The following is a 26,900-nucleotide window of genomic DNA, read 5'->3' as shown; positions in this document are numbered from 1 at the left end:
CATGAAAGTTATTCTCTCTACATTAAATGCAAAGTACATCCATACCTCTTTGGCCTTGCGGTGTCTGAAGGCGTATAGTGAGAAGGATTTTGATATTGAGCTGGCCGAGTATACGATCAAGGACCCAGTGATGAATATTGTGTCTGATCTGTACCAGCGCGGTGCTGACATTATCGGGTTCTCGTGTTACATCTGGAACATTGAAGAGACGATCAAGGTCATTGATATTTTGAAAAAGGTTATGCCTGAGGTGAAAATTCTGCTCGGCGGGCCGGAAGTGTCCTACGACACGGAATATTGGATGAACCGGATTCCCAATGTCGATTTCATCGTGATGGGTGAAGGGGAAGAGACGTTGCATCAGCTTTTGACGGAGCTGGAGGGGGACAAGAAGTTCCACTTCGTATATGGACTGGCGTATCGCAAAGGGGAAGAAGTTATTCTCATGCCAGGACGGCCAAAAGCGGATCTGAATGATCTGCCGTCACCGCACCGATTTGAAGAGGATATCCCGGAGCTTGGGAAAAGGGTTGTATATTTTGAGACTAGTCGGGGCTGTCCGTTTAGTTGTCAGTTCTGTCTATCCAGTATTGAGGTCGGCGTGCGATATTACGATATTGAGCGGACGAAGTCGGACATTCTGTACCTGATCGAGAAGGGCGCGAAGCTGATCAAGTTTGTGGACCGGACATTTAACATCAAGCGGGATTATGCGCTCGAAATGTTCAAATTCCTGATCGAGAATCATCAGGGGACGGTGTTCCAGTTTGAAATTACGGCGGATATTATGCGTCCCGAGGTACTGGACTATCTGGCAGAGAATGCGCCACCGGGCACATTCCGGTTCGAGATTGGGGTTCAGTCCACGAATGATCCAACGAATGAACTGGTGAAACGCCGCCAGAACTTCTCGAAGCTGAGTCGTACCGTGAACAAAGTCAAAGCCAGCGGCAAAATCGACCAGCATCTGGATCTCATCGCCGGACTGCCGGAGGAAGATTACAATACGTTCCGTAAGACGTTTAACGATGTGTTTGCATTGGGGCCGGAAGAGCTTCAGCTTGGATTCCTCAAAATGCTGCGCGGTACGGGTCTGCGTCTGGATGCGGAGAAGTACAACTATACGTATATGGATCACGCGCCGTATGAGATTCTGGGCAGTGACGTGCTGCCGTTCAGCGACATCGTACGCCTGAAGCGGCTGGAGGATGTGCTGGAGAAATACTGGAACGCACATCGGATGGACCATACGCTGAAGTATCTGATGGAGCAGGAGTTTGATTCGCCATTTGATTTCTTCCAGGCGTTCGGGGATTACTGGGAGGGTCAGGGCTGGCAGAAGATCGGTCACCAGCTGGAGGATCTGTTCACTCGTCTGCACAGCTTCCTGGAGTCGCGCAACACGCCGCATATGGATATTGTGCTCGGCTTGATGAAGCTCGATTATTTCCTCGGCCACAAGTACAAACCACGCAAAATCTGGTGGGAAGATCCACTCCAGAAAGACCAGTGGGCGGGTTATATGAAAACGTTGGCTGAACGTCCGGAAGACGTTCGCCTGCCGCGTATTGCCGGTGCCACAGGCACGGCGTGGCTGGAAAGCAGCGGCACGAGTGCGATTGCCGCTGCGGGAAGTTCGACTGCTGCCGGAGAAGACTCTGCCGCGGATGCGGCGGGTGTGATCGGCAGCGATGGCGGGGATGTGGCGTCGCTTGCAGCGCGCGACGCAGTTGAGTCCGCCGCGGATGGAGCGGCGGACGGGGTGGACGGCAACGCTTCGCGTGCGTTGCCGATGACCTCGGCCATGACCGCACAGACGGTCATGGGTGCCCGTGCTTTCGCCGACCTCGGTCTCGGCGAAAAGGAACTGCAGAAGCACACCGTACTGGATGTGCTTCCGTTCCGGCTTGAGCGTGTGCTAGCTGGCGCCAGCCCGCTTGCCGCGAAAGGCCGGACGCTGCTGGTCGTAGTATACCAGCAGCATGAAGGGCAGCAGGCGCAGTATTACACGCTGCCGCTGGGAGAAGAAGCCGCTGCCATGTAGGTTGCAGCGGCATTGGGGAGCTGCATGGCCGATGGCTGCATGCAGTGATGGAAGCACCATGGCTTTGCCGTTCTGGTGCTACAACGTTGAGCACCGCGGTTATGGACGCGGTGCAATCCCGTGAGGTGCTGCCCATTGGGCGCAGCACCTCACCCTGACGCGGCTTTCCACTGCACAAGTCGCGCTCCGCTTCATCTTTTATCAAAACATATATGTTCCGAAAGCATCGGAAGGTCGTCTGATTCCCTAGTGGATGAAGAAGGGCCTTCCTTTTTGTTTTTCAGGTAAACAACTTCAAGCAAAGGAGAGCTTCAGATGACTAATAAGGCTACAACCAAGGAAACGATAACTATAACAGTAGGTTCCACTGATTCACTGCACATTCGCATCCCATACAACCTCGCATATATTCAGTGCATTCGCCAGATTACGGGCAGACGTTGGGAGCCCAACTGAAAGTGTGGATCATCCCTTACACTATTGATGCAGTACAGGAGTTCATAAGCCAGTTCGATCCAAATGATGTTCATATTACCCCAGAGTTATGGATTGAGAGCGAAGATCTACAGTGCTGGAAAGCGAGTAGAGGAAACAATAACTCATGGAGCAAAGAACCATTGCAAAAGGCACTAAAGTTACGAGGATACAGCCGCAAAACGATTAAAGCGTATTGTAATCAGGTCGAACGTTTTCTGAGTAGCCGTGCCCTTAAAGATACCGATGTGACTACTTCCAATGTTCAGACGTATTGTTTAGGTTTGCTTGAGCGAGGGATCTCCCATTCAAGCGTGAATCAGACGATTAGCGCGCTCCGCTTTTATTGCAAACATGTACTCCATCACCCTACCGAAATCCAGTATATTCGCCCCAAGAAGCAGACCAAGCTGCCGCAAGTTTTGTCTGAAAGAGAAGTTGCCCAATTACTCACATCCGTAACTAATCTCAAGCATAAAACGATTCTGTTTCTCACGTATTCGTCTGGTCTTCGTGTAGGTGAAGTCGTTCGTCTTCGATGCAGCGATTTGGATATTGAGCGTCAGACCCTTATTGTAAGGCAGGGAAAAGGTCAGAAGGATAGAAGAACCCTATTCTCCAATATTGCTTGGGAAATTGTACAGGAATACATAAAGGAGTATAGACCCCAACGTTGGTTGTTTCCGGGACAATCTTCGGATCGGCATCTGACAGAGCGTAGCGTGCAAAAGGTTTTTGAAGAAGCCAGACAACGCGCAGGTATTGACAAAAAGGTTAGTATTCATGCCTTACGACACTCTTTCGCTACACATTTGCTGGAAAACGGAACAGACCTGCGCTATATCCAGGAGCTGCTTGGTCACACGAGTGCACGAACAACCCAGCGATATACGCATGTGAGTACGAAGAATATTCAGCGTATTCAGAGCCCATTGGATCGTTTGGATTTGGGAGATTAAGTGCTTCGATATATCTACCTTTTTCACCAAATTCTTCTTCGCAAATACTACACCATAGGTTATCATATACGTAGTTCACATATCATGCAGGGTGTGTGGTATTTACGAAGTACATAAATTAGATGTTATGCGTAATTACTGCAAACTTAGATCATATAATAAATATTCGGAGGAGAAATTATGTGGCCATTAGGACAATATGAAAGATTAGTTCATGAAATAAAACGTCGGGAAAACTTAGAGATCCCAGTTACATTTGGTTTATTGATAGCTGATTATCGTCAGCAACAATGTAGAGATTATATCCTAAATTATATTGATAGATTTGATTATAAGTCAGGTAAATATATAAATTTTTATTTGCCAGGATATCTAGAAGAAAGCTTTGATAATAGTGATGAGAAAATAACGATAAAAGGCAAACATTATTATTTCAGTAGTGAAGTTTATCTTGAGTTTTTGAACAAATTAGAAGCAGATTTTGCAATCGATTATCCATATAATCCAGTTCTTGTTTTATTGGAATATAATAAAGGACATTTCGATAAGGCTAAACGAATAATAATTGAATTGGATGCAGATGGTTCTGATATAAAAAAATCAGGAGATGTGTTTGATAAGATTTTTACAATAGCAAAAGAAAATGTTGATATTAATGATTTTTCGAGAGCACTACAAAAAGATTCATTGAAAAAGGGAATGTTAGATAAGATCATTGAGGGAGTAGATAATAGCTATCTTACGGCGATTTATAATCAAGTTAAAGATGTGAAGAAATACAAGCTGAAATAATTGAATTCAAATAAAAAATACTACGAGCACAGTAACTACGCATAACATAATATTCACGCTGCGGGCTTACGCCCTTGATCCGGCATTCGCCGGATACTCGACATGCGTCGGGTCGTGAATACAGAAACGTTATGTGAAAAATAGCAAATCGAATCAGGAGGACAACCATGGAATGGCTAAAAGATTTTCTTGAATGTTATCTCAAAGGACAGAGAGAAGAAGCCTATAAGATAAAAAAAGAACAAATTCCAAATAGACTATTTAAGTTTCAACCAATTGAAGAAGCTAGGATAAATAGTCTCATACAAAATAAAATTTGGTTTTCGACTCCAAAAGATTTAAATGATCCATACGATTGTATGGGTGTTCATTGGGATGAAGAAGAGTTATCAAGATATTTTAAAACAACACTTCCATCTGATAAATTACAGTATTTATCTACCAACTATATCGTACATGGTGCTCTTGATTCTATGCGAGATCATAATAGAATTAGTTGCTTTTCAGAAGAACTTTATAACATGCCAATGTGGGCGCATTATGCGAGTAATCATAAGGGGATGTGTGTTGAGTATAACTTTAGCTCCCTAGACGGCGAAAATGATTTTTCTAAGCAATTGTTTCCTGTAGGGTATGAGACCGATAGATATGATATCACTAATTTGATGAGATTGAGCTTTCAGCACCCTCCTGATATGCGAATATATTTGCTTTATTTTTTAATGCAGATTAAGCATAAAAGTTGGGCGTACGAAAAAGAATGGCGAGTAATGTTTAATGCAGAGGATAAAAAGAGTGGGCTGGTCGAATGTCCTATTCAGCCTACTGCTATATATTTTGGATTGAATTGTGAAGAAGCTGAAACAATATCAAAAAGAATAAAAGAATCTTTTGATTGCCCTATGTATAAGATGGTTCAAACCAACTCGAAATTCTATCATTTGGAATCACTAAATCTTTGAAGGCATCTCTTGGAAGCTGCTATTCATCACATAACATAATATTCACGCTGCGGACATACGTCCTGGGTCCGGCATTCGCCGGACACTCGACATGCGTCGAGTCGTGAATACAGGAACGTTAAGTGAAATTCCAGTGAGAGCTATAGGCTTGTGAAGTGGTATAATATAACCATTAAAATAGAGGAGGGACAATGATGAAATGGCAAGAAGTTCAACAGATTTTTCCAAATCAATTCGTAAAATTTGAAGTTCTTCATTCTGAAGAAACAGACAATCAAGAGATCATTGATGATGTGGCCGTGATTGGCCCGATCAGTGATGAAGAAGCGACTCGCGAACTATTGAACAGTAGGGACAAGACTCTGGTTTACCATACTTCCAAAGATCGAATCGTTGTGAAGGTACGGAAAAATATAGGATTAAGGAGAAATCTTTAAATGAATATTGAATATAGAGATGGGCTGTTATTCACGGAAATAACAGTCCATTTCAATGAGCAGAAGAAAGTGATATCAAACATCGTGATCGATACAGGAGCCAGTCATAGCTTGATTTCACAAGATGAAGTGGATGAGATTGGGATACTAGTGAGTATGGAAGATGAAATTATAACTAGCTACGGAATCGGAGGTAAAGAGCATGCCTTCAGTAAGCGAATCGACGGTATACAGGTAGGGGATTTCATTTTAAAGGATGTATACATAGACTTTACTTCATTTAAATATCACAACATTAACGGACTTTTGGGACTGGATGTACTGATGGAAGGGAAATTTAATATTGATCTAAAGAAATTTAAATTACTTCGTTCATAAGAGATAAAAGACGCAAGAGGATTGAGTGGTGATTCGAGGAAGACTGAAACATCACTTAACATAATATTCAAGCTGCGGCTCCTTTGGAGCCTTGGTCTGCACGATGGATTTCGAGGAGGGATTTCAACAGACAACCCCTTCGGGGTTCATGAATACAGGAACGTTATATGAAAGGTTGGAAAAACAAGTAATTCAATAAAATTAAAGAAATAGAGGATGAATTCTGTGGCAATCTGTATTAAATTCAAGTTATATAGAATAGATGATAACAAAGCAGTATATGCGTATGGGGATTGTTCAGAAAACTTTGAGGGATTATTTGAACTGGATTTAGAAAAATTAATATCAGGCGAGATTTCAAGTGATACGGATATGAGGGAAATAGTGAAAGTAATTATACCATGCATAAGTGATATAGGTTACCAGCATAAAGCAAACAGGGCATTTAGTAAAATCTATAAACACTATAAAGAGACAAGAACTTATTTATTAGAAGGCGGTTATTATGCATAGATTTTACTGATTAACACAATGAATAAATACAAAGTTGTGGAAGTAGTTCAAGATGCCCGATCCATCGTATAACACACTATCTACGCTGCGGGCTCTGCCCTTGGTTCGCAAGATGGAGTAGTCAGAGAAGTGGAATCAGCTCACAACCCTACGAGGCTAAGTCCGTTGGACCTGGCGCGTGCGCGCCTTAAACCTCTCGGGTTCGTAGATACACAAACGTTATACGACAGAATCAAAAACAATAAAAAACAGGGTCATATGATTCTTTAAATACTAGAGTTTTGCAATTCACTAAAGAGTTGTAGAGCTTCTTCGAAACCCAGTGTGTAAAATTTTTTTCTACAATTTAAGTCGCTGTTCTATTTTCACTTAGTCTGCTATGATAAGGGAATATATTACATGTCAGCTTCTAATAGATAGATAAGTTTAATAACATATTTTTTGGCGGGGTGATCTATGTGGAAACAAGATTTCCAGAGCAGAATGAAAGAGATAAGATTTTAAATATTAGAGAAGATCATTTTTATGATTTAAAAAGTGCACGTATAAAACCAGCTACCCTGCAGGAGGCATTTGTATCTTTTGCAAATACTGATGGGGGAGAACTGTATGTTGGTGTAGAAGATCCTGATTTTCTTGGAGAAAGAATAGTGGGTTTTAGAAAACAAGAGGATGCTAACGACATAATCCATACTATTTTGGAAGAAACTGAACCATCTGTAGAAAATATCGAAATAGAATTTATTGATTTTGGAACGGAGAGAGGACTAGTCTTACATATTTCTATTCCTAAAAGTCCAAAGGTTCACTATACAACTCAAAAGAAATGTTATACCCGTGTAAATGCTCGGAAAAAAGAAATAAAGGGAGATAGAATATTAGCCTTAAGCTATTCTAAAGGATCATATTCGTACGAAAAGCAAGCTGTGGATAATCTTGAAATTGAAGACATTGTTGATAGTATTCATTTCAATAGTTACCTAAATAGGGTAGAGTCAACTTTAGAACCAGTTATTTTCCTTAGAAAGCAAAGATTACTTACAAAAAAAGAAGGGGAGAATTTCCCAAATGTAGGATGTACCCTATTATTTGATGAAGAACCACAAGCTTCATTGGATACACGATGTGCTATTAAGATCTATAGATTGCGTACTACATCCTCGGAGTACAAGCGCGAACAACTTGAGGAACGTCCACATACAATAAAAGGACCACTTGAGAAAATGATACAAGATTCACTAAATAAAGTTGATCAAATTCTTGCAAATGCAAGTTATAATGTATCTGGAAAATTAGAAAAACTTAATTATCCTACAGAAGCGATTAAAGAAATTATAGTAAATGCAGTTATTCATCGTGACTATAGTCTTAATGATGATATTCATATAAAAATATATGACAATAGAATAGAAGTATTTAGTCCTGGTAAACTTCCAGGATTTATGACGATTGAGAATATATACGATGAACGATACTCCAGAAATCCAAATATTGTAAGGATGCTTCATAACTTGCCTAATCCAGTTAATCACGATATTGGTGAGGGATTGAATACTGCTAAGAATGAATTACGCAAAGTTGGATTAGTAGAGCCAGATATTATAGAGTCTGAAAATGGTTTGAAAGTAATAATAAAGCATGAGAAATTAGCTGTTCTAGAGGATATTATTCTTGAATATCTACAATCGAATCCAGGCTCATTAATTGCTAATAGAGATGTTCGCAAAATTAGTGGTGAGAATGACGTAAATAAAGTAAAAAAAGCTTTTCAAAAATTACGGTCATCGGGATTAATTGAACCAGAAAATGCAAAGGCAAGGACGTTTGATTTCAAATACAAATTGAAAAATTAATATATTTACTGATGATGAGCCGATTGAAATTTCGGCTCTTATTTAATATTGAAGTAGGTAGCTGAGGAATTAATAACTTCTTAAATTACTTAGATTGTCGAGTGATTATGATTCGTCGTATAACATAATATTCAAGTGGAGGATCATAAAGAAAACCTTGTCTTTTGGATGAATTTCGTAGAACTAATTTATCAGAAAACCCAGAATTTGTTGGGTGTTATGAATACAGCACGTTATCTGAAATCCCCGCGTAACAAAAAAAAAATTGGGGTGATTGATTGGAATTTCGATTTGGAATAGATCAAAGCGTTTTGGATGTTCCAGTTTATATTCAGAATTCATTAAATAGATTACGATATGCTGGATATAAGGTGGGACCTAGCTGTCGTTTCGAAATCTATAGAAATAAATTTAGTAGACTTTACTTAAATGCTATTAGAACTCAAAATTATTCTTTAAATAATTCAGATCAAGAAGAACTATTATTTGGATATAAAGATTACTGGGAATTAAAGGGGATATCGGAATCGAATATTATTTTATCGTCAACTAATAAGGCAGTAAAAGATGAAATAAATAATATTTTTAGCGGTGGAATTTTAGAAGGGAAGGACCCTAAACCTTGGAATTATCAATTCCAATTCAACCTGAGTTCAATATTTGAACATTCAGGTTTCCAAGTAGAACTATTAGAACCTGATTTTATTTTCGGACATAAAGGCAGGAAATATTCAGTTGCAGCTAAAAGATTAAGTAGTAAAAACAGTATACAAGCAAATATCGAAAAAGCAGAAGCACAGATAAAATTGACAGATAACTATGGATTCATTGCACTTTCACTGGACAAGATCTTTAAGGATTTTAATGAAGTTATTACTATAGATGATGCTGATAAATCAATTAGGAAAGCAAACGAAATAATACTCAATATTATTAGAGAAGACTTTCTTGCAGGATACTTTGGGCGAAGAGATAGTCAGGTTTTGGGTATTATAGCATATGTTTCGTTTCCATACTTTTTAAAGTCCAGAAAGCCAATGTTTGAACTTGGATACACTTCATATTTGATGTTTTTACCAACTAGAGAGCAGGATTCTTCTGGTTGGAATGAAGTAATAGAAATTAGCCAAGGTCTTCGGAGAATAAATATGAAAATGACTTGAAACAAAGTTTTTAGTAAAATCATTCAAAACAATAGAAAAGAGGATCATATGATCCCCTAAATGCTTGAGTTTTGCAATTCACTAAAGAGTTGTAGAGCGTCTTTGAAACCTTGTATGTAGATACTTCTTTCTAAGATGGATTGAAGAGAAATTTGAGCGTCTTCGTAAAGAAAAACCGTATGTTGAAGTTGATCGGGCAAAGCATCACGAAGTGTTTTAAAGTATTGTTCTGACTCAGAAGAAAACTGAGTGTATTCCGCATGACACTCCAAAAGCTCAGTATAGAGTAATTCTAGACGTATTCTTATTAGTGGCTCTGTTAGCGTTTCCAATGTATTAACCATATCTTATTCCTCCTTCAGTTAACTCTATAGAGTTATTATATAACCTCATAAAGTTAATTGAAAGGCGGATATTTAACTTTGTAGAGTTAAAACTTCGCTTTTCATTGATGATTACTAATATGGAAGATAAGATAGAACTATGGAGGGGAAAAGATGAACGTAATCAAGTGCAATATACGAGAACTCATGGCAGAACATCGAATAGATGATATAACAGAATTGATGATGAGATCAGGCTTAAGTCGTAACTCAATCAACAAGTTATATCGGGAAACGAATATAGAAACAACAAAGCTAGAAACCTTATTTAAACTATGCGATACATTTAACTGCAAATTATCGGATTTAATTGAATATGTACCTGAAGAAGAAAAGTAGCGAAGGTATATTCAAATAGTGATTCCGTCGTATAACATCATATTCACGCTGCAGCTTCGTTGGAGCCTTGGTCTGCTGGATGCATTTCGAGGAGGGATTCCGGCAGACAACCCCTTCGGGTTCGTGAATACAGGAACGTTATACGACAGATCACTAGTGCATAAACCAAAAAATGAGGTGAGTGTATGAGATTATCGGCTAACTTCGATGAACAGAGAAATTATAGATTTTGTCTTACCAGAGAATGGGATCTGGGGTTACCAAGATTATTATACATCATGTTGAATCCCAGTACAGCAAGTGAAAGTACTGAAGATCAGACTTCAAAGCAGTGTTTATATTTCGCTAAGGAATTAGGATTCGGTTCTCTTGAAATCGTTAATTTATATAGTTTCATTTCATCAGATCCAACGGCATTGAAAGACTCAGTTGATCCAATTGGCATAGACAATGACAAACATATTATTGAAGCTGCGAAGAGATCAAACAAGATAGTAATAGCCTGGGGAGAGAGACATTTTTTTAATAATAGAAACACATATGTAATTGAATTCTTGAAACAGAATGGTTATGAAATCTATTGCTTGAAGAAGGCAAAATCAGGACACCCAAGACATCCTTCAAGATTAAAACATGATATAAGTGAATTGATAAGATTTGAATAGTTGCTCAAAGAAGAGTGATCCGTCGTATAACACCATGTTCACGCTTCGGGCCATTCGGCCCTTGGTCCGGCAGAAGTTAGAAGTGGAATCGAAGAGGCATTTCAGCAGCAAGGAAGTGGAGTCAGCCGGACACATCCGCACCGACTAACCGCATCGCGGCCGGCGACATTCGTCGCCTTAAGTCGGTGGGACGTCGTGAACACAAGAACGTTATACGAAAGACTGTAGAACAGTAGGAGGGAAGTAAAAATGAATAATGATGAACTGCAAAGTTTACCAATAAATGATGCTGTTTCTAAAGAACTGATAAATACTAGCCTAGATTTAACTGTTGATTATGGCGAAATGGCTTTGGATTCGTTTTTGAATCATGATCCTATCAGTGAAATACCAATAGTTAAGAGTATTGTGGCGTTAGGGAAATTTGGGATTTCTATAAAGGAACTGCATTTCACTAAAAAAGTTCTTTGTTTCTTAAAGGAATTTCATTCAAGAAGTTCGACAGATAATATTGTTGAATTTAAAAATAAACTTAATACAGATCAGAGGTTTAAAGATAAAGTAACAGAGCAAATTATATTAATTATTGATAGATTAAGAACTGAACAACGTGCTGTTTTGCTTGCAAAACTACTTATGGGGCACATACAAGAGAAATATAATTGGGAAACATTTTGTTATTTCTCTGAATGCTTAGATTCAATGCAATTTATTGATATAGCTGTTCTTGATTACTTATTTGTTAACGAGCATGCTGGAATTGGAAATATAGATGTCACAACGGATGATAAATATATGATATTAGCTTCAGTTGAAAGATTAAAGTCATATGGATTTGTTGGTGTGCAAGAACTGACTTTTATCGGTTCATCCGATGAATTCAAAAAGGAAGCTTACCTAAGTAGCTTAGGAAAAGTCATTCACAATTCAATAAACGCTTAGAAAATTCTCTGGAGCACAGTCCTTCGTAAAACATAATATTCAAGCAACGGCTCCTTTGGAGCCTTGGTCTGCGGATGGATCTCGGAGAGGCATTCCAGCAGACAACCCCTTTGGGGTTCATGAATACAGGAACGTTTTACGACAGAATCAAATGAAAAGAGAGCCGTTTGGCGCTCAATTAGAGGTTACATTTAATTCATTATGTAATTGAAGAGCATCCTTAAAACCTTGTAAGTAGATTTCACGTTCTAGGATTGTTTGAACAGAAAGATCTGCATCATCGTAAAGAAATAGAGTTTTATGCATATCCTGAGGTAGAAGTTCATGTAACTGTTTGAAGTAAAGATTCCGATCGGATGAGAATTGATTATAGATGGAGTTGTTCTTGAGAAGATCGCTATATAAGGCTTCAATTCGATTACGAATCAACGAATCAAGTAAGACTTCTAAAGAATTGTGCATGAATGATCACCGTCCGATATATTTTATTTTACGAATAAAAATTTAACTTGTTGAACATTATTTTATCATAATGAAATTCTTAGTCAAGACATATCAAAGATATTTTTGATTAAGAAAATATACTTTCATATAATTAAAGAAAAATTCAATTCGGATATGAAGGGATACCAGATGATAAGTTATAAACCATTTCAAAAATTACTGATTGACAGGGATATTAAGAAACAAGATTTATTAAAAATGACGGGGATTTCATCGGCAACGATGGCAAAACTTAATACGAATGAGTATGTATCGTTAGAAGTAATTGATAAATTATGTACGGCATTGGGATGTCAGCCTGGAGATCTATTGGAGCATAAAGCAGATCAATGATGGGATGAGATATCTGCTGGTTACTCAAAGATGAGATTCCGTCGTATAACATAATATTCAAGCTGCGGCTCCTTACGGAGCCTTGGTCTGCTGGAAGTATTTCATGGGAGCGCTTCAGCAGACACATTCAACTACGTTGAACGTCATGAATACGGGAACGTTATACGACAGAATCAAAAACAATAGAAAAGAGGATCATATGATCCTTTAAATGTTAGAGTTTTGCAATTCACTAAAGAGTTGTAGAGCGTCTTTGAAACCTTGTAAGTAGATACTTCTTTCTAAGATGGATTGATCAGGCAAAGCATCACGAAGTGTTTTAAAGTATTGATCTGTCTCCGCAGAAAGCTGATTGTATTCCGTATGACATTCCAGAAACTCCTCAGCAAACTAGAAATCCTACATCGACAATTTAGCAACCTTCATTGAACGGAAAACACGCCTGTACACCGTGATTCAAATCTATCGATGGAGATTGCCTTTGGTGTAGCCGCTGCTCAGTATCTTGCTGTAGCTTTTCAAACTGCTACAATAGACCGTGAAAAGGAATTTGCCTGCTACGCGAACTTGGAGGAAACGCACGACGTACAGATCTATTTTGCCGACCCTTTCTCTTCCTGGCAACGAGGTTCAAATTAGGATGCAAACGGCTTACTTTGTGAGTTTTTTTCCCAAGGGCACAGACTTTACTCAAATATTAGATGCAGCATTGGATCGTTCGCTTCATTTAATCAACCATCGCCTTCGGAAATGTCTGGGCTGGAAAACCGCCCACGAATCTTTCACAGAGGAACAACTGGTGGCGTATGCAGGATCTGTAAGTATCAAAAACCCGACATAAATTGCGGGTTTTTGATACTTTATTGTTGGGAGATGAAAGGCGTTACCCAGTAAATTCCTGGACCCATGTGTTGTTATAATAAGCAATACCGATATGAGTATAACTATTATTCAGTATATTGGCTTTGTGGCCAGGGCTATTCATCCACTCCTTCATAACCTGGGTAGGGGTGGTTTGCCCTTTTGCGATGTTTTCTCCAGCGGTATTATATGTGATCCCGAATTCCTTCATCATATCGAAGGGGGATCCATGTGTTGGCGAATTATGATCAAAGTAACTGTTGTTGTACATGTCCTGTGCCTTGACCATAGCCACATTTGACAATTCTTCATTCCTACTCAAGGAACTTAATCCTGTTTTGGCCCTTTCTTGATTGACTAGATCCAGAACCTGCTGCTCAAAATCGGTTTTATCCGTAGTATTTGTTTTACCTTCCTGTACTTGTCCTGTTGGCTCCTTATTTTCAGGATTTCCTGCAGGTGCCTGGTTTACTGGATTTCCATCCGGTGTTCGAACCAGATCCAACAAATCCAATGGAATTCCATTTTGGGCTTCTTTTGTTGTAATAGATCTCTCTTGCCAAGATGTAGCTGTTGATGATGCCTGTGTGAGGACAGAGTTTGGTGCAGCAGCATGATCATGAATTGAAATTTGTTTTTGCTCAGGAGTCACTTGTTTTTGCATCATATTGTTATGGGACGAACAGCCTGCCACCAATAATAATATTATCAAAACGAAAAACTTTGCCATTTGCCGACCTCCTAGATCCGTTAGTTAATGAAGTTCCCGGATTTATGTTTTCCTGTATGCCATTTACTTATTCCTAATATGGTTCTCTCCTTATCCAGTACTTTTTTATGATCGATACCATTTAGATAGCCTTGTCTTTTTTTGTGTCTCGAGGAAAGCAAAGCGTGTGGCGAATGGTTATGGATAAAGAAGGCCATATCGGGTCATAAATGCATCACGGGATGAATGTTATCTATTTTAATGGGATTCCTGATGATTGGAGTATTTCGATGGATAATTGGGAGAATCTATTCAAACTAATAGACAATTTTATAGAATATAAACCATATGTTACATCATATAAAACAAACTGAAAGCGAGTATTTGATAATTCGATGAAGTCAGCAACTGCGTTTAACACAGTATTCAAGCTGTAGGGCTATCGTCCCTTGATTGAAAGATGTATAATCATGGAAGAAATCTCAGTCAACAAACGCCCCAGCCTAAGATAAGAGCTATCTAAGGCCGGGGCGTTCGTGAATACAAGAAAGTACAGTTATGGCTAAGTGCTTGAAATATTCGTTTTAACTAATCTTATGAGGTGGTTATTATGCAAATAAGAAAAGCAACGATTAATGATGCAGAAGGCATTGCAAAAGTTCATGTGGATAGTTGGAGAACAACTTACAAAGGTATTATTCCAGATGAATTCTTATATAATCTATCATATAAAAAAAGAACTGAATTATGGATCGAAAATATTGAGAGAGAAGATAATTTTGTAGTTATAGCAGAAAACCCAGAAGGAGAAATTATTGGATTTGCAGATTCTTGGAAGAGAGAAACAAATATAGTAGCCAATTCTAGTGATTTAACATCTATATACATACTTAAGGAATATCACGGAAGAGGTTTAGGGAAAGAATTACTTAAACAACTATTTCTACATTTTAAATTCTTAGGCTATCAAAAGATATTTGTTGAAGTTCTAGAAGATAATAAGACACGATATTTCTATGAACATTATGGAGCTAAATTATGTAAATCAATTCAAATAATAATCGGAGGAAAAGTTCTAAATGAATTAATTTATGAATGGGATAACATTGATGAGGTTTTAGCGAAATTCAGTAGAACGGAAGCGGACTCAGGCGACAACCACTGAGAGGCTAGGTCCTAACGGACCCAGTCGCTACGTTCCTTTGAGCCTCTCGGATTCGTGAATACAGCAACGTTATTTAAAATCAGGACAAATATGTAATCTCAAAATCTAGGAGTGTGATTCGACTTGGAGAACTCAAATTTAAAAAATCTTATTGAAAAATACCTGAGCGCATATAACACGTTTAACATTGATGGAATGATAGGAGTTTTGAATGAAAATATTCATTTTCGAAACATTTCTAAAGGTGAAGTGAATTCGGAAACAAAGGGGATTCAGGAATTTCGCACATTAGCAGAGCAGTCAATTCAGGTATTTTCTCAAAGGCGTCAAGTAATAAAGAACATTACTTTCGCAGGAGATAAAGCAGAGGTTGACATTGATTATGAGGGAATATTGTCCCGTGATCTCCCTAATGGAATGAAGGCAGGAGAAACATTAAAACTTCAAGGGAAATCAATATTTCAAATGAAAGATAAGAAGTTAATACTGATTGAAGATCATAGTTGAAACAGTATTGAAAGTTATTCATAGATTACCCTGAAATCAGATAACAATATATTCACGCATTGAGCATGCGCCCTCGGTCCTGCAGAAGTATTTCAGGGAAGCAGAGGCTTGCCGGACACACTTGGCATTTGCCAAGCGTCATGAATACAACAAGGTTAGCCGAAAGAAGTTCTTATTTTAGGAGGAGTCTATATGATATTAGAAAAAGTTATAAATAGAATTGCAATACAAAGTGAATATAAGGATTTTGTTGATAAGTATATAGATAATATCCTTAACGAATTTAAAGATAAGATTCATAGCATTTATATGTGTGGCTCGGTTCCAAAAGGAACGGCTACACCTTTTAAGTCAGATGCAGACTTTACTATTGTATGTGCAAATCCTGAAGATATTGATTACGAAAGATTGTCAAATATTAAAGACAGGCTTTTGGAAGAATATCCATTCATCACTAAGATTGATACGATCATTTGCTCGATTGACGATGTATTAAGTAAACCACATGAGTGGGGTTTTTGGGTTAAGATCATTTGTGTTTGCATACATGGGGATGACATTGGTGAAAAAGTACCCCCGATCATGATTTCTCCAGAGTTCATCATAGACTTAAATACAGAGACCAAGGAGGAAGTGGATCGTGTACATCGTTCACTTTCTAATGCTAGTGATAACACAATGAAAACTAGATATATTAAAGGTTACTCTAAGAGATTAATTCGTGCATTATACTCTTTGGTTTTAGAACATACAGGGGTATGGCAAGATGATATTATTAAGATGAAGAATGCCATATTAAACTATTGTGAGATTGACTCCGCTTTAGTTGATTATCTGTATGCTTGTTACTTGGATAGTGATGTACTTGTTGAAGAGTTTCTGGGAATTGCAGATGAAGTATATAGCTATTTTGAGAACGCCTTAAATGCAATGGCTGCTTCCAAAACTTCCTTCGACTAACATTGCTCGGGGTCACTCTGAGAAGCGAGTGAGCCCATCCAGCCCGCTAAACCCGTCGGGACGTTACTGCATTAGGTGTTCGGCAGGCCTCACAACTATAAGCAGCGACTCTAAGGGGCCAGGACGTCGTCAATACAAAACGTTTATCTGACATAAACCTATTACATTTTAGGAGCAAATAATGAATATCACTTTCTCGAAATGGGTGCAATATTTTCGAAGAAATAATCAAAACCTCAAATACATTCATTGGGATGACAACTATAAATTAACAACTAATGAAAGAGAAATAATCATTAAGTCAATTCAACAGTTTCAATTAGGAGAAAACTCTGAAGGTAAATATCTAATTAAACGTGCGCAAGAATATGTACACCAGACACAAGATCAGGATTACTATGAAGCACTTATAGAATTCATTAAAGAAGAACAGAGGCACGCTAGAGATCTAGGCAGATTTATGAAGGTACAGGGAATCCCGCTCCTTCGTAGATATTGGGTGGACAATGTATTTAGAAGATTACGTCGATATGCGAGTCTAGAACAATCAGTCATTGTTCTATTAACTGCTGAGATCATTGCTAAGTTGTACTATAAAGCCTTGCAAAAATCTACAAAATCAGAAGTATTAATCGATTTATGTAATCAGATTTTAAGTGATGAGGAGAAACATGTTCAGTTTCAATCCGAAACACTTCAACAATTTGCTCAAAATAGAAGCGTTCTCTTTAACAGAATAGTTTATATCCTTCGTAGAATCCTTTTTGAAGGAACGCTAATTATAGTGTGGTATCAACATAAGCCTGTATTTAAAGCTGGGGGATATAAACTCAAAAGTTATTACTATGAGTGCCGTCATGAGTTTAACTTAACAAAGAAGATTATAGCTAATGCACAGTAGAGGTTTACGTCAGATAACATTATATCCAAGATTTCAAAAAGAGAGGTAAATGTAAAAATGAAAAGAGAACTTTTGGATAAGGCCATACAACTTCGCGAAGAGGGACGAGCTAAGCAGGATCAAGCGATACTTGCTGAAGCGCGTACAATGCTTTTAGATTTGCTTTTCACTTACCCAGACGATGCGGAGATCCATTTTCAGGCGGCTGTTGCTCATGACAATTCAGGACTAGGGAAAGAAGCCATTCCATTTTATGTTCGAGCTATTGAACAAGGGCTATCTGGACCGGATCTTGAAAGAGCATTGCTTGGTCTGGGAAGCACATATCGATATTTAGGATTTTATCAGAAAGCAGAGGAAACATTGCGTCGAGGTGTAAAAGAGTTCCCTGATCATAGAGGTCTTCAAGTGTTTCTGGCGATCTCTCTTTATAATACGGGAAAATACAAAGAATCGACTGAACTTCTTTTAGCTAATTTGCTAGAAACAACTTCAGATGAAAAACTTCAGTATTTTAGCAGACCGATCCAATACTATGCACAACATCTTGATGAAACCTGGGGATGAGTTAAGAAGGGAGTTGTAGTCATGGCAAAGATTACTGGGAATTTTAAACGCGGCAATGAGAAAGATAACAAATCTGAGCAGTAAAATGCAGCTGATGCGTGAAGGTCTGACATCAAGTAATACCATAGCGCGTTGAGGGCGCCCTTTGGGGGGTTAAGGTTGTTGGATTCGGGATATATCTAATCTAATGGATATTTAAAATTTGATGATAGACAGGAGCTGGAAACGATGATAAAAGGCTTCGGAGGGATTTTTTGGAGAACTAAGAATCTTGAAGTGATAAAAAAATGGTACAGTGATGTGCTGAAGATTGAAATAGAAGATTGGAATGGAACTGTGATCAAACCCGAACCAGGTAATGAAACTATCTTTTCTTTCTTTCCGGAGAATGATAGTTATTTTCCGACAGAACAACAAGTGATGTTAAATTTCCAAGTGCATGATCTAGACGAGACTATTCAACATCTTGAACATATTGGGGTACCTCTTGTTAAGAAACAAGAGATTAGTGAATTTGGGAAGTTTGTCTGGATTGAAGATCCTGAGGGTCGACTGATCGAGCTTTGGGAAAAATAACGCGTTGTAATTCAGTTGTGTTATCGACTCAATGTTCGAGAAAATGAGTGAGAAGCTTGCACAGGTCACAGGAGTGATCGTGCAGGCTTTTTTTGTTTAAATGAGGGTTATCTACAAAAAAAAAAGTTGAAAGCGTTTTATAAGTGTGATACTATTTTATCAAGATAATAATTTATTATTTGTAAAATAAAAATACATTGTTGAATGAGAGAAGGGAGTTCAAATTGATGGGGAGTGAGAATTGGCAGTATCTTGAGAGATTTTTTCCGATCGCTTCATTTATTGCGGCAATTATAGGACCTAAATGTGAAGTCGTCGTACATGATATCAGTGATCCGGAGCACTCTATTGTTTTTATTGAGAACGGTTATATTAGCGGACGTGAAGTAGGCGATGCATCCACTGACCTTGTTTTGAAAATTCTCAAATCGGAAGCTTATCATGAGGAACAGTATATAGCCAACTACAAAGCGTCAGGCAAATTCGGTCAGAGTTTCCGATCGTCTACCTACTATATAAAGAATGATCAGAATAAGCTCGTTGGTCTGCTCTGCCTGAATATAGACGTTACTCATATGGAAGTAGCGGCTGAATGGGTTCAACATATTTTACAAGGAGGACCTAACCCGTATGTAATGCCTGCTGCTGCTGAAAAGTCCAAGGAAGAAAAGCAAACAACGGAGTACCTGCAGGGAAATGCAGATGATCTGCTGCAGCATATGATAACTTCGGTAATTGGCAAATTAAAAATTCCGCCGGAACGGTTGTCATCGCAGGAGAAGATTGAAGTTGTCCGCGAATTAAACGAGCTTGGAGTTTTCTTACTGAAAGGCGGGGTTTCACAGGTAGCAGCTTCTTTATCAATATCTGAACCTACGGTATATCGCTATTTACAAAAGCTGAAATAAACAGAAATCCAGATGGAAAACAAGAAGGTGAGATACATGAGCTATAACTTTGATCAAGTGATTAGCAGAGTAGGTACCAATAGCGCAAAGTGGGACGGGGTTGTGAACAGCTTGGGGGACGATATGATCGTTCTCTCTGTTGCGGATATGGATATCCAAGCGCCTCCTCAAGTCGTGAATAAGGTGAGCGAGATGGCACGGCATGGAATCTACGGATATACCGATGCATTCCCTCCGTATTATGAGGTCGTCCAGAAGTGGCTTAATAAAGCCTACAGATGGGATGTACCGCAAGAATGGATCGTATTCTGTCCGCGGATTGTACAGGCGGTATCGATTATAATCGAGAGATTCACAGAACCTGGTGACCGAATTTTGATGCATACTCCGGCATATCAACCTATCGCTAATGCTGTTGAAATTAACGATAGAAAACTCGTAGAGAGTCGGCTGGTACTTAGTAATGGACGATATGAAATCGATTTTGATGATATGGAACGCCAAATGAGTGCAGGGGTCAAGATTGTTCTGTTAATCTCTCCACATAATCCGACCGGGCGTGTATGGACAAAGGTGGAATTGGAACGTATAGCCGAGCTCTGCATTCGTTATGATGCACTGCTCGTATCGGATGACATTCATGCTGATTTTATTCACGAAGGACATGAACATACGATTATCGCGAAATTATCAGAGCAGATTGCGGAGCGTTCCATTATTTGCACTTCGCCAGGTAAAACCTTTAACTTAGCAAGTCTTGAAATCGCTAATATTGTGATCCCAAATATGCAGTTAAGAGAGCGATTCCAACTGGGGTTACGACAAGCTGGTATTCATAATCCTACTTTTTTTGCCATCCCTGCTTTGGAAGTGGCTTATACGGAGTGTGATGAATGGCTTAACGAGCTTCGATCTTATATTACGGACAATATTTCATTTACGGAAGATTTTTTTGCTGAGCATATGCCTGAACTTAAAATCGTGAGAGCAGAAGGAACCTACCTTCTGTGGGTAGATTGTACGGCCCTTAGCAGGAATGAAAGCGATTTAATGGAATGGATTCAACAAAAGAGCCGGGTTAGCGTCAGTTTTGGTTCGTCCTTTGGCGTGGATGGCGAAGGATTTATTCGCCTGAATCTCGGTGCTCCCCGGGCACTATTGCAAGAGGCTTTTGAGCGAATGGCCAGCAATTACCCTTTAAAGTAACAGATAACTTCTTACATCATCGATAGGGGGAACCTTACAATGGCTACGCCAAATAAGGAAAAGACGGTTAAACAACCTACTCTGTTTTTAGCTTTATTACCGATTGTTACTATGGTTTTACTGTTAAGTTTAGGATATGTTCTATTCGAATTGCCACCTGAGCCGTTAATCATTATATCTACAGTAGTTGCGGGAATCATCGCCATTAAGCTGGGTCACAACTATGACGACATTATGAATTCCATCGCACAAAAGATCGCAAAGACCATGCCGGCTATCTTGATCCTGATTACTGTCGGTTTTATGATTGGCGCCTGGATGATCGGCGGTACGATACCGATGATGATCTATTACGGACTTGATATTATTAATCCGCAATTTTTGCTGATTACGGCATTCATTGTCACTTCCATTGTCTCCTTATGTACAGGAACCTCCTGGGGATCAGCAGGTACGATCGGCGTAGCATTTATGGGGGTAGGAGCTGGACTGGATGCAAATCTGGCTGCTGTTGCAGGTGCAGTCGTAGCAGGTGCCTATTTTGGAGACAAACTGTCCCCTTTATCAGATACAACAAACTTGGCAGCGCTATCAACAGGAGTTAACTTGTATGAACATATAGGTCATTTGCTGTATACGACGGTCCCATCATTTATCGTGGCTGGAGCGGTTTTCTTGATCACTGGTTTTAATAGCGGTGGCTCGGATATGGCTATTCCTGAGAAGGTTGTTACGATTATGGATACTTTAAGTACAGTGTTCAACTGGAATTTACTATTACTGCTTCCGGTACTGATCGTATTGTATGGGTCGATTCGCAAGAAGCCTACAATCCCGGTTATGTTAATCTCCTCTTTTGTAGCGATGGCGAACGGTATGATCTTTCAAGGGTTTACACTGCATGATGTAATTACTTCCGTCATTAACGGCTTCGATGTAGCTATGGTTCACATTCAAGGCTTCGATGCAGCTGCTGTGATTCCGGATATTCCTCGCCTTCTGAATCGCGGTGGGATGAACTCCATGATGGGTACATTGTTGATCTGTTTCTGTGCTATTACGTTCGCCGGTACCATTTCGTTGACCAAATCTCTGGAACTGATTGTAGGTAAGATCCTTAAATTTGTACATTCGACAGGATCGCTGATTTTGGCAACAATTGCTACCGGTCTGACGATGATCGGGGTAACAAGTAATGGGCAGGTATCGATCCTGATGCCTGGTGAAATGCTGCGAGAGGCTTACATTCGCCGCGGACTGCATCCGAAGAACCTGGGTCGAACCATTGAGGACTCTGCTACCATTATTGAACCGATCTTGCCGTGGACAGCAGCAGGGGCTTATATGGCTGGTACGCTTGGCGTCGCAACTCTGGCATATTTGCCTTGGGCAGTCCTCTGCTGGACAGGTATTATCTTTGCGATCATATGGGGTTTCACAGGCTTTGGAATCACCAAGCTGACTCCGGAGCAGCAGCAGGAAATGCTCAAAGAATATGATGATGCAAAAGCAGCTAAATCATTATAAGAGGGGGGATCACACCCCTCGCTTGTCAAACAGAAAAAAAAGCATATTAATGCGTGGATAAAGGGAGAGAATTTCTATGACAAAACAAGAGAGAAAAACAATTGCAACTTCAAACGCTCCAGGTGCTATCGGTCCTTACTCACAGGCTGTACAATTTGGGAATATGATTATTACTTCCGGGCAGCTTGGAATGAATGCAGCAGGAGAGTTTCCGGATTCTGTATCGAAGCAAGCCAAGCAATCGCTAACTAATGTGAAGGCAATTTTGGAAGCCGCAGATTATGCCATGGAGCATGTAGTGAAAACGACGGTATTTCTAAAAGACATGAACGATTTCCAAACGGTAAATGAAGTCTATGCTACTTTCTTTGCGGAGCCTTATCCGGCACGTAGTGCCGTTGAGGTTGCGAAGCTGCCGAAGGGCGGACTTGTGGAGATTGAAGTGATCGCGGTAAAATAACTAGGATTCGATGAGCCTCCGGGAAACCGGGGGCTTTTTTATCGGACAGATTGTCAAACCAAGTGCGACAGTTCCTCTGAGCGGTTCTCCAGCCCAAACATTTGCGTGGTCTATGACCATTTAACAGGAGAGACTGAAGCCTTCCGACGCTCCTCATAAGCGCTCTGGGCTTGTTTAATTGACGCCAAAATATTACAATATTATGATATGATCATTGCTAAACATAAATTTTGGCTCCAAATGAAGAGAGCAAGGGGAGGTGCTGTAATGCCAAAATTAAAAGATATCGCAGAACGTGTAGGCGTATCCATATCAACGGTTTCGCGTGCGATCAGCAATGATACCAATCGACCGGTCAATGAAGGGACAAAGCGAAAAATTAGGGAAGCTGCTCTTGAATTAGGATATATTTTGGATGAACCCTCCAAATCTATTGGCAAAGAGAATACCTCAGCCAAACGGATAGCTTGTATCGTGCCACAAATTTTGATGGATGATCATCCGTACTTTTCACAGGTACTGACAGGTTTTCACGTTAAAATGACGGAACTGGGACTGCCTCCGGCAATTGTCCGCACTTGCGAAGAACTTGGTGACACTGAACGGATAAAGATGATGCTTCAGGAAACGGATACTCAAGGTATAGTCGCAATCAGCTGGTACGATGAAAAATTGTTTGAGCTGCTTGAGCAAGAGAATATCACTGTATTGGGTGTAAGTCTCAATGACGAAAGGCTCACTGTACCGGTCGTTGACTGTGACCGAATATTTTCTGCTCGCACAGCAGTCCGTCATTTGATCGAGCAAGGCCATACCCGGATTGGGTTTATTGGTGGCCCCGCATATTCGGAACAAATAGAGAGCGAAGAAAGGTATGTCGGTTATAAATTTGCCATGCTGGAAGCAAACCTGAATCTGAATGAACATTGGATTATCAACACCAACTGGAATGTGAATCTCAGCTACAGCAAACTGACGGATCTCCTGACCGAGACGCCCAAGTCTGATTGGCCGACGGCCATTTTTTGTGCAAGTGATATGCTCGCTATTCCTGCGATGCGGGCAGTTGTTGAACAAAATGGTCGTATTCCTCAAGATATCGCATTCGTGGGCATGGATAATATCTCTATGGCGCAGTATACGACACCACCTCTGACGTCCGTACAAGTTCCAAAATATGAAATCGGCAAAGTAGCAGCACAATTAATTAACGATTATCTGGAAGGACGTTATTCATCTCTCCATAAAGTTTTGTTGCCCAGCACCCTTATTGTGAGGGAATCATCTGTTTATGATCGTACAAATCATACAAATGACTAGTTAGTTGTGTGATATTATATTACATATAAATTCAGATAACTGTCATATAAAACCTACGAGGAATGCATCCGCGTGGGTTTTTTTTTGTTTTTTTTAGCCAAAAGTAATCCAAATAAAACCAAAAAAAATGTTTGACAATCGTCTATGGGCTATATTATGATGTATGAAATTAAACGTTTGGCGTTATTTTTTATGTTTTTGGATTTAGCCAGCAGCTAAAATTATATGTTAAAGCAAATTATTGATTGCGCTTTCATCCCCTTAAAATCAATGTTTATATAAAATGTACAAGAAACCTCTAAAACTCTTATAACCTATTATCCAAACTGATACCTTCCCATTTACATATAATATATTCCAAACTAGCACCAAATATATATCCAAATATATATCCAAAAAACAAATCCCCTTGCGTTAGATGATGAACTCATTTATTAACGTTATCCACTCACTTTGTGTAATAACTTCTAACATATAAGTACTTTAAATCAAATCTCAGAAATCAAAGAAGATCAGAAATCAAAAAAGAAAGGTGGGAACTGCTTCGAGCAGCGTAAGGACGCTGGTGGTTTAACACAAAGACATTTTGCCAGGCAGAATTGTAGTGACGATTCCAGGGGGGATGTTCATGGCCAATACAACTGTACAACCTGCAATGAATGCAGTACATGAAAAGAAGAGAAGAAGACGTCAAAAGTGGAACCCGATTTTACGAAATTGGCAGCTTTATTTGTTAATCTCACCAGTTGTTGCTTATTACCTTGTCTTTCAGTACTTGCCGATGTATGGCATTCAAATCGCGTTTAAGGATTTCATTGCAACGAAGGGAATCTGGGGAAGTCCCTGGATCGGTGTTGAACATTTTGAACGTTTTTTTCACAGTTATTTCTTCTGGAGATTAATCAAAAATACGCTTGGACTTGGGTTATACAGCTTGGCGGTAGGTTTTCCAGTCCCTATCATTTTGGCGCTTCTGATGAATGAGGTAAGGGCGGAAAAGTTTAAAAAATTTGTTCAGACCATTACCTATGCGCCGCACTTCCTATCAACTGTCGTGGTCGTAGGCATGATGATGATGTTTTTATCGCCTCGATACGGAATCGTTAATCACTTCATTGGTATGTTTGGCGGTAATCCCATTAATTTCTTGTCTGAGCCTTCCTGGTTCAAGACCTTGTTTGTGATGTCGGATGTATGGCAGACCATGGGCTGGAGCTCGATTATTTATTTGGCGGCATTAGCCGGCGTGGACTCTCAGCTTCATGAAGCAGCGCGTGTGGATGGGGCAACCCGGTTGCAGCGTATATGGCATATTAATATACCGAGTATTATGCCGACAATTATCATTTTGTTCATTTTAAACATCGGAAGCATCATGGGTATTGGTTTCGAGAAAGTCCTGCTGATGCAGAACACACTGAATTTAGAAACCTCGGACATTATCTCTACCTACGTTTACCGGAGTGGGATACAAGATGCTGAATACAGCTTCTCGGCGGCGATTGGTCTGTTTAACTCCATAATCAATTTCATCTTATTAGTTACTGTTAACCAGATCTCAAAACGAATGAGTGAAACGAGCCTATGGTAAGGGAGTTGCTGATGCATGCTTGTTGAATCTAGAGGAGATCGTATTTTTAATATAATTAACCATTTTTTGTTAATTATAATTACGCTCATTGTTATCTACCCGCTTGTTTTTGTGTTAAGTGCTTCGTTCAGCGATCCGCAGGCCGTCCTGCGTGGTGAAATGTTCCTATGGCCTAAGGGGATCAATTTCCATTCTTACGAGAAGATTTTTCAGAACAAAGATATCCTCAGAGGTTATACCAATACACTGATTTATACGTCAGTGGGGACGCTGATTAATCTCGTCATGACGATTCTGGCGGCATATCCGCTATCCCGAAAGGATTTTATAGGCCGCAATGCTATCATGGCCCTGTTTGTTTTCACGATGTTCTTCAGTGGCGGATTAATTCCAACCTATATGTTAATCAAAAACCTTGGCATGTTAAACACATTTTGGGTCATGATCATTCCGAATGCCGTTTCGATCTGGAACATCATCATTATGCGGACATTCTTCCAGCAATCGATTCCAAATGAGTTGCATGAGGCGGCGACGATTGATGGCTGCTCTAATATTCAAACGTTAACCCGGATTATCCTGCCATTATCCATGCCCATAATAGCGGTGACGATTCTGTTCTATGCTGTTGGGCACTGGAACTCCTTCTTTAACGCAATGTTGTATCTGTCAGACAAGGACAAGTTTCCACTTCAACTCATTTTGCGGGAAATTCTGATTCAAGGGCAGACGAACGATATGGTCAAAATGTCAACCGAGTCTGCGATTAAGCAGCAAAGGGAAGTGGAAGGCATCAAATATGCTGTACTCGTCGTTGCCAATATACCGGTGCTCCTGCTTTATCCTTTCCTGCAAAGATATTTTGTTAAAGGCGTAATGATTGGTGCCATTAAAGGATGAT

At 39.6% G+C, this 26,900-nt stretch carries 30 protein-coding genes and 1 pseudogene; 28 read left to right on the top strand and 3 right to left on the bottom strand.

From position 1 onward, the window contains the following. Position 1 precedes the first annotated feature (1 nt). The 10 genes from gpAD87_RS18860 to gpAD87_RS18820 all read left to right on the top strand — a co-directional run bounded on the left by gpAD87_RS18860 (position 2) and on the right by gpAD87_RS18820 (position 9,575). Positions 2 to 2,044, top strand: a complete 2,043-nt coding sequence (locus gpAD87_RS18860; RefSeq protein WP_064639853.1) for a B12-binding domain-containing radical SAM protein — start codon at positions 2 to 4, stop codon at positions 2,042 to 2,044. 315 nt (positions 2,045 to 2,359) lie between these two features. Continuing rightward, positions 2,360 to 2,500 (top strand): hypothetical protein, encoded by a 141-nt coding sequence (locus tag gpAD87_RS31885; protein WP_157258490.1) that lies wholly within the window; start codon positions 2,360 to 2,362, stop codon positions 2,498 to 2,500. Between the two features lie 2 nt (positions 2,501 to 2,502). Continuing rightward, a complete protein-coding gene (gene xerA / locus gpAD87_RS18855; RefSeq protein ID WP_231952655.1) occupies positions 2,503 to 3,477 on the top strand; it encodes a site-specific tyrosine recombinase/integron integrase in 975 nt (324 codons plus the stop codon). 180 nt (positions 3,478 to 3,657) lie between these two features. Beyond that, positions 3,658 to 4,269 (top strand): hypothetical protein, encoded by a 612-nt coding sequence (locus tag gpAD87_RS18850; RefSeq protein WP_064639850.1) that lies wholly within the window; start codon positions 3,658 to 3,660, stop codon positions 4,267 to 4,269. A gap of 167 nt (positions 4,270 to 4,436) precedes the next feature. Beyond that, the gene (locus gpAD87_RS18845; protein ID WP_064639849.1) at positions 4,437 to 5,231 is read left to right on the top strand and encodes a DUF2971 domain-containing protein; all 795 of its coding nucleotides are present in this window, start codon (positions 4,437 to 4,439) and stop codon (positions 5,229 to 5,231) included. 194 nt (positions 5,232 to 5,425) lie between these two features. Next, positions 5,426 to 5,668: a hypothetical protein gene (locus gpAD87_RS18840; protein ID WP_056700840.1), complete on the top strand. Its 243-nt coding sequence runs from the start codon at positions 5,426 to 5,428 to the stop codon at positions 5,666 to 5,668. Then, positions 5,669 to 6,046 (top strand): retropepsin-like aspartic protease, encoded by a 378-nt coding sequence (locus tag gpAD87_RS18835; RefSeq protein WP_056700842.1) that lies wholly within the window; start codon positions 5,669 to 5,671, stop codon positions 6,044 to 6,046. 216 nt (positions 6,047 to 6,262) lie between these two features. Then, positions 6,263 to 6,559 carry a hypothetical protein gene (locus gpAD87_RS18830; protein ID WP_231952653.1) on the top strand — a complete coding sequence of 99 codons (297 nt, stop codon included), beginning with the start codon at positions 6,263 to 6,265 and terminating at the stop codon, positions 6,557 to 6,559. A 458-nt stretch (positions 6,560 to 7,017) separates the two neighbouring features. Further along, positions 7,018 to 8,412, top strand: a complete 1,395-nt coding sequence (locus gpAD87_RS18825) for an RNA-binding domain-containing protein (protein ID WP_064639847.1) — start codon at positions 7,018 to 7,020, stop codon at positions 8,410 to 8,412. A gap of 278 nt (positions 8,413 to 8,690) precedes the next feature. Further along, the gene (locus gpAD87_RS18820; protein ID WP_064639844.1) at positions 8,691 to 9,575 is read left to right on the top strand and encodes a hypothetical protein; all 885 of its coding nucleotides are present in this window, start codon (positions 8,691 to 8,693) and stop codon (positions 9,573 to 9,575) included. Positions 9,576 to 9,631: 56 nt separating this feature from the next. On the opposite strand, the gene gpAD87_RS18815 is transcribed toward gpAD87_RS18820, so the two are convergent. Then, positions 9,632 to 9,919, bottom strand: a complete 288-nt coding sequence (locus tag gpAD87_RS18815) for a hypothetical protein (protein ID WP_064639843.1) — start codon at positions 9,917 to 9,919, stop codon at positions 9,632 to 9,634. A gap of 153 nt (positions 9,920 to 10,072) precedes the next feature. On the opposite strand from gpAD87_RS18815, the gene gpAD87_RS18810 reads away from it, so the two are divergent. The 3 genes from gpAD87_RS18810 to gpAD87_RS18800 all read left to right on the top strand — a co-directional run bounded on the left by gpAD87_RS18810 (position 10,073) and on the right by gpAD87_RS18800 (position 11,904). Further along, positions 10,073 to 10,297 (top strand): helix-turn-helix domain-containing protein, encoded by a 225-nt coding sequence (locus tag gpAD87_RS18810; RefSeq protein WP_036645687.1) that lies wholly within the window; start codon positions 10,073 to 10,075, stop codon positions 10,295 to 10,297. Between the two features lie 185 nt (positions 10,298 to 10,482). Then, entirely contained in the window at positions 10,483 to 10,962 is a 480-nt protein-coding gene (locus gpAD87_RS18805) for a DUF1643 domain-containing protein (RefSeq protein ID WP_064639842.1), read from the top strand. Positions 10,963 to 11,211: 249 nt separating this feature from the next. After that, positions 11,212 to 11,904, top strand: a complete 693-nt coding sequence (locus gpAD87_RS18800; RefSeq protein ID WP_064639841.1) for a hypothetical protein — start codon at positions 11,212 to 11,214, stop codon at positions 11,902 to 11,904. A 174-nt stretch (positions 11,905 to 12,078) separates the two neighbouring features. On the opposite strand, the gene gpAD87_RS32630 is transcribed toward gpAD87_RS18800, so the two are convergent. Next, positions 12,079 to 12,366, bottom strand: coding sequence for a hypothetical protein (locus tag gpAD87_RS32630; protein ID WP_064639839.1), 288 nt, complete (start codon positions 12,364 to 12,366; stop codon positions 12,079 to 12,081). 171 nt (positions 12,367 to 12,537) lie between these two features. Between gpAD87_RS32630 and gpAD87_RS18790 the strand changes: the two genes are divergently transcribed. After that, positions 12,538 to 12,741 carry a helix-turn-helix domain-containing protein gene (locus gpAD87_RS18790; RefSeq protein ID WP_064639837.1) on the top strand — a complete coding sequence of 68 codons (204 nt, stop codon included), beginning with the start codon at positions 12,538 to 12,540 and terminating at the stop codon, positions 12,739 to 12,741. Between the two features lie 412 nt (positions 12,742 to 13,153). Continuing rightward, positions 13,154 to 13,582, top strand: a pseudogene (locus gpAD87_RS32625) (IS30 family transposase); the annotation flags it as partial. Positions 13,583 to 13,624: 42 nt separating this feature from the next. On the opposite strand, the gene gpAD87_RS18780 reads toward gpAD87_RS32625, so the two are convergent. After that, positions 13,625 to 14,332: a CAP domain-containing protein gene (locus gpAD87_RS18780; RefSeq protein WP_064639835.1), complete on the bottom strand. Its 708-nt coding sequence runs from the start codon at positions 14,330 to 14,332 to the stop codon at positions 13,625 to 13,627. 589 nt (positions 14,333 to 14,921) lie between these two features. On the opposite strand from gpAD87_RS18780, the gene gpAD87_RS18775 reads away from it, so the two are divergent. The 13 genes from gpAD87_RS18775 to gpAD87_RS18715 all read left to right on the top strand — a co-directional run bounded on the left by gpAD87_RS18775 (position 14,922) and on the right by gpAD87_RS18715 (position 26,899). Then, the gene (locus tag gpAD87_RS18775) at positions 14,922 to 15,476 is read left to right on the top strand and encodes a GNAT family N-acetyltransferase (protein WP_064639832.1); all 555 of its coding nucleotides are present in this window, start codon (positions 14,922 to 14,924) and stop codon (positions 15,474 to 15,476) included. A 123-nt stretch (positions 15,477 to 15,599) separates the two neighbouring features. Beyond that, positions 15,600 to 15,983 (top strand): nuclear transport factor 2 family protein, encoded by a 384-nt coding sequence (locus tag gpAD87_RS18770; protein ID WP_064639830.1) that lies wholly within the window; start codon positions 15,600 to 15,602, stop codon positions 15,981 to 15,983. Between the two features lie 192 nt (positions 15,984 to 16,175). Next, positions 16,176 to 16,943, top strand: coding sequence for a nucleotidyltransferase domain-containing protein (locus gpAD87_RS18765; RefSeq protein ID WP_064639828.1), 768 nt, complete (start codon positions 16,176 to 16,178; stop codon positions 16,941 to 16,943). A gap of 181 nt (positions 16,944 to 17,124) precedes the next feature. Next, positions 17,125 to 17,844 (top strand): ferritin-like domain-containing protein, encoded by a 720-nt coding sequence (locus tag gpAD87_RS18760; protein WP_064639826.1) that lies wholly within the window; start codon positions 17,125 to 17,127, stop codon positions 17,842 to 17,844. A gap of 57 nt (positions 17,845 to 17,901) precedes the next feature. After that, positions 17,902 to 18,411, top strand: a complete 510-nt coding sequence (locus tag gpAD87_RS18755; RefSeq protein WP_064639824.1) for a tetratricopeptide repeat protein — start codon at positions 17,902 to 17,904, stop codon at positions 18,409 to 18,411. 228 nt (positions 18,412 to 18,639) lie between these two features. Further along, positions 18,640 to 18,987: a VOC family protein gene (locus gpAD87_RS18750; RefSeq protein ID WP_064639821.1), complete on the top strand. Its 348-nt coding sequence runs from the start codon at positions 18,640 to 18,642 to the stop codon at positions 18,985 to 18,987. Between the two features lie 227 nt (positions 18,988 to 19,214). Beyond that, positions 19,215 to 19,895: a helix-turn-helix transcriptional regulator gene (locus tag gpAD87_RS18745; RefSeq protein ID WP_064639819.1), complete on the top strand. Its 681-nt coding sequence runs from the start codon at positions 19,215 to 19,217 to the stop codon at positions 19,893 to 19,895. Positions 19,896 to 19,931: 36 nt separating this feature from the next. Further along, the gene (locus gpAD87_RS18740; protein WP_064639817.1) at positions 19,932 to 21,101 is read left to right on the top strand and encodes a MalY/PatB family protein; all 1,170 of its coding nucleotides are present in this window, start codon (positions 19,932 to 19,934) and stop codon (positions 21,099 to 21,101) included. 39 nt (positions 21,102 to 21,140) lie between these two features. Beyond that, on the top strand, positions 21,141 to 22,628 hold the full coding sequence (gene nhaC, locus gpAD87_RS18735; RefSeq protein WP_064639815.1) for a Na+/H+ antiporter NhaC: 1,488 nt from the start codon (positions 21,141 to 21,143) through the stop codon (positions 22,626 to 22,628). A 76-nt stretch (positions 22,629 to 22,704) separates the two neighbouring features. Beyond that, on the top strand, positions 22,705 to 23,088 hold the full coding sequence (locus tag gpAD87_RS18730) for a RidA family protein (RefSeq protein WP_064639813.1): 384 nt from the start codon (positions 22,705 to 22,707) through the stop codon (positions 23,086 to 23,088). Between the two features lie 267 nt (positions 23,089 to 23,355). Further along, a complete protein-coding gene (locus gpAD87_RS18725) occupies positions 23,356 to 24,408 on the top strand; it encodes a LacI family DNA-binding transcriptional regulator (RefSeq protein ID WP_064639812.1) in 1,053 nt (350 codons plus the stop codon). Between the two features lie 628 nt (positions 24,409 to 25,036). Next, positions 25,037 to 25,999, top strand: a complete 963-nt coding sequence (locus tag gpAD87_RS18720; protein WP_082935171.1) for an ABC transporter permease — start codon at positions 25,037 to 25,039, stop codon at positions 25,997 to 25,999. Between the two features lie 15 nt (positions 26,000 to 26,014). Beyond that, on the top strand, positions 26,015 to 26,899 hold the full coding sequence (locus gpAD87_RS18715; RefSeq protein ID WP_064639811.1) for a carbohydrate ABC transporter permease: 885 nt from the start codon (positions 26,015 to 26,017) through the stop codon (positions 26,897 to 26,899). The last annotated feature ends 1 nt before the right edge of the window (position 26,900 follow it).

The sequence above is a fragment of the Paenibacillus sp. AD87 genome (assembly GCF_001659845.1).
Taxonomy (GTDB): domain Bacteria; phylum Bacillota; class Bacilli; order Paenibacillales; family Paenibacillaceae; genus Paenibacillus; species Paenibacillus marchantiae.
This window is presented reverse-complemented; position numbering and strand designations above follow the sequence as displayed.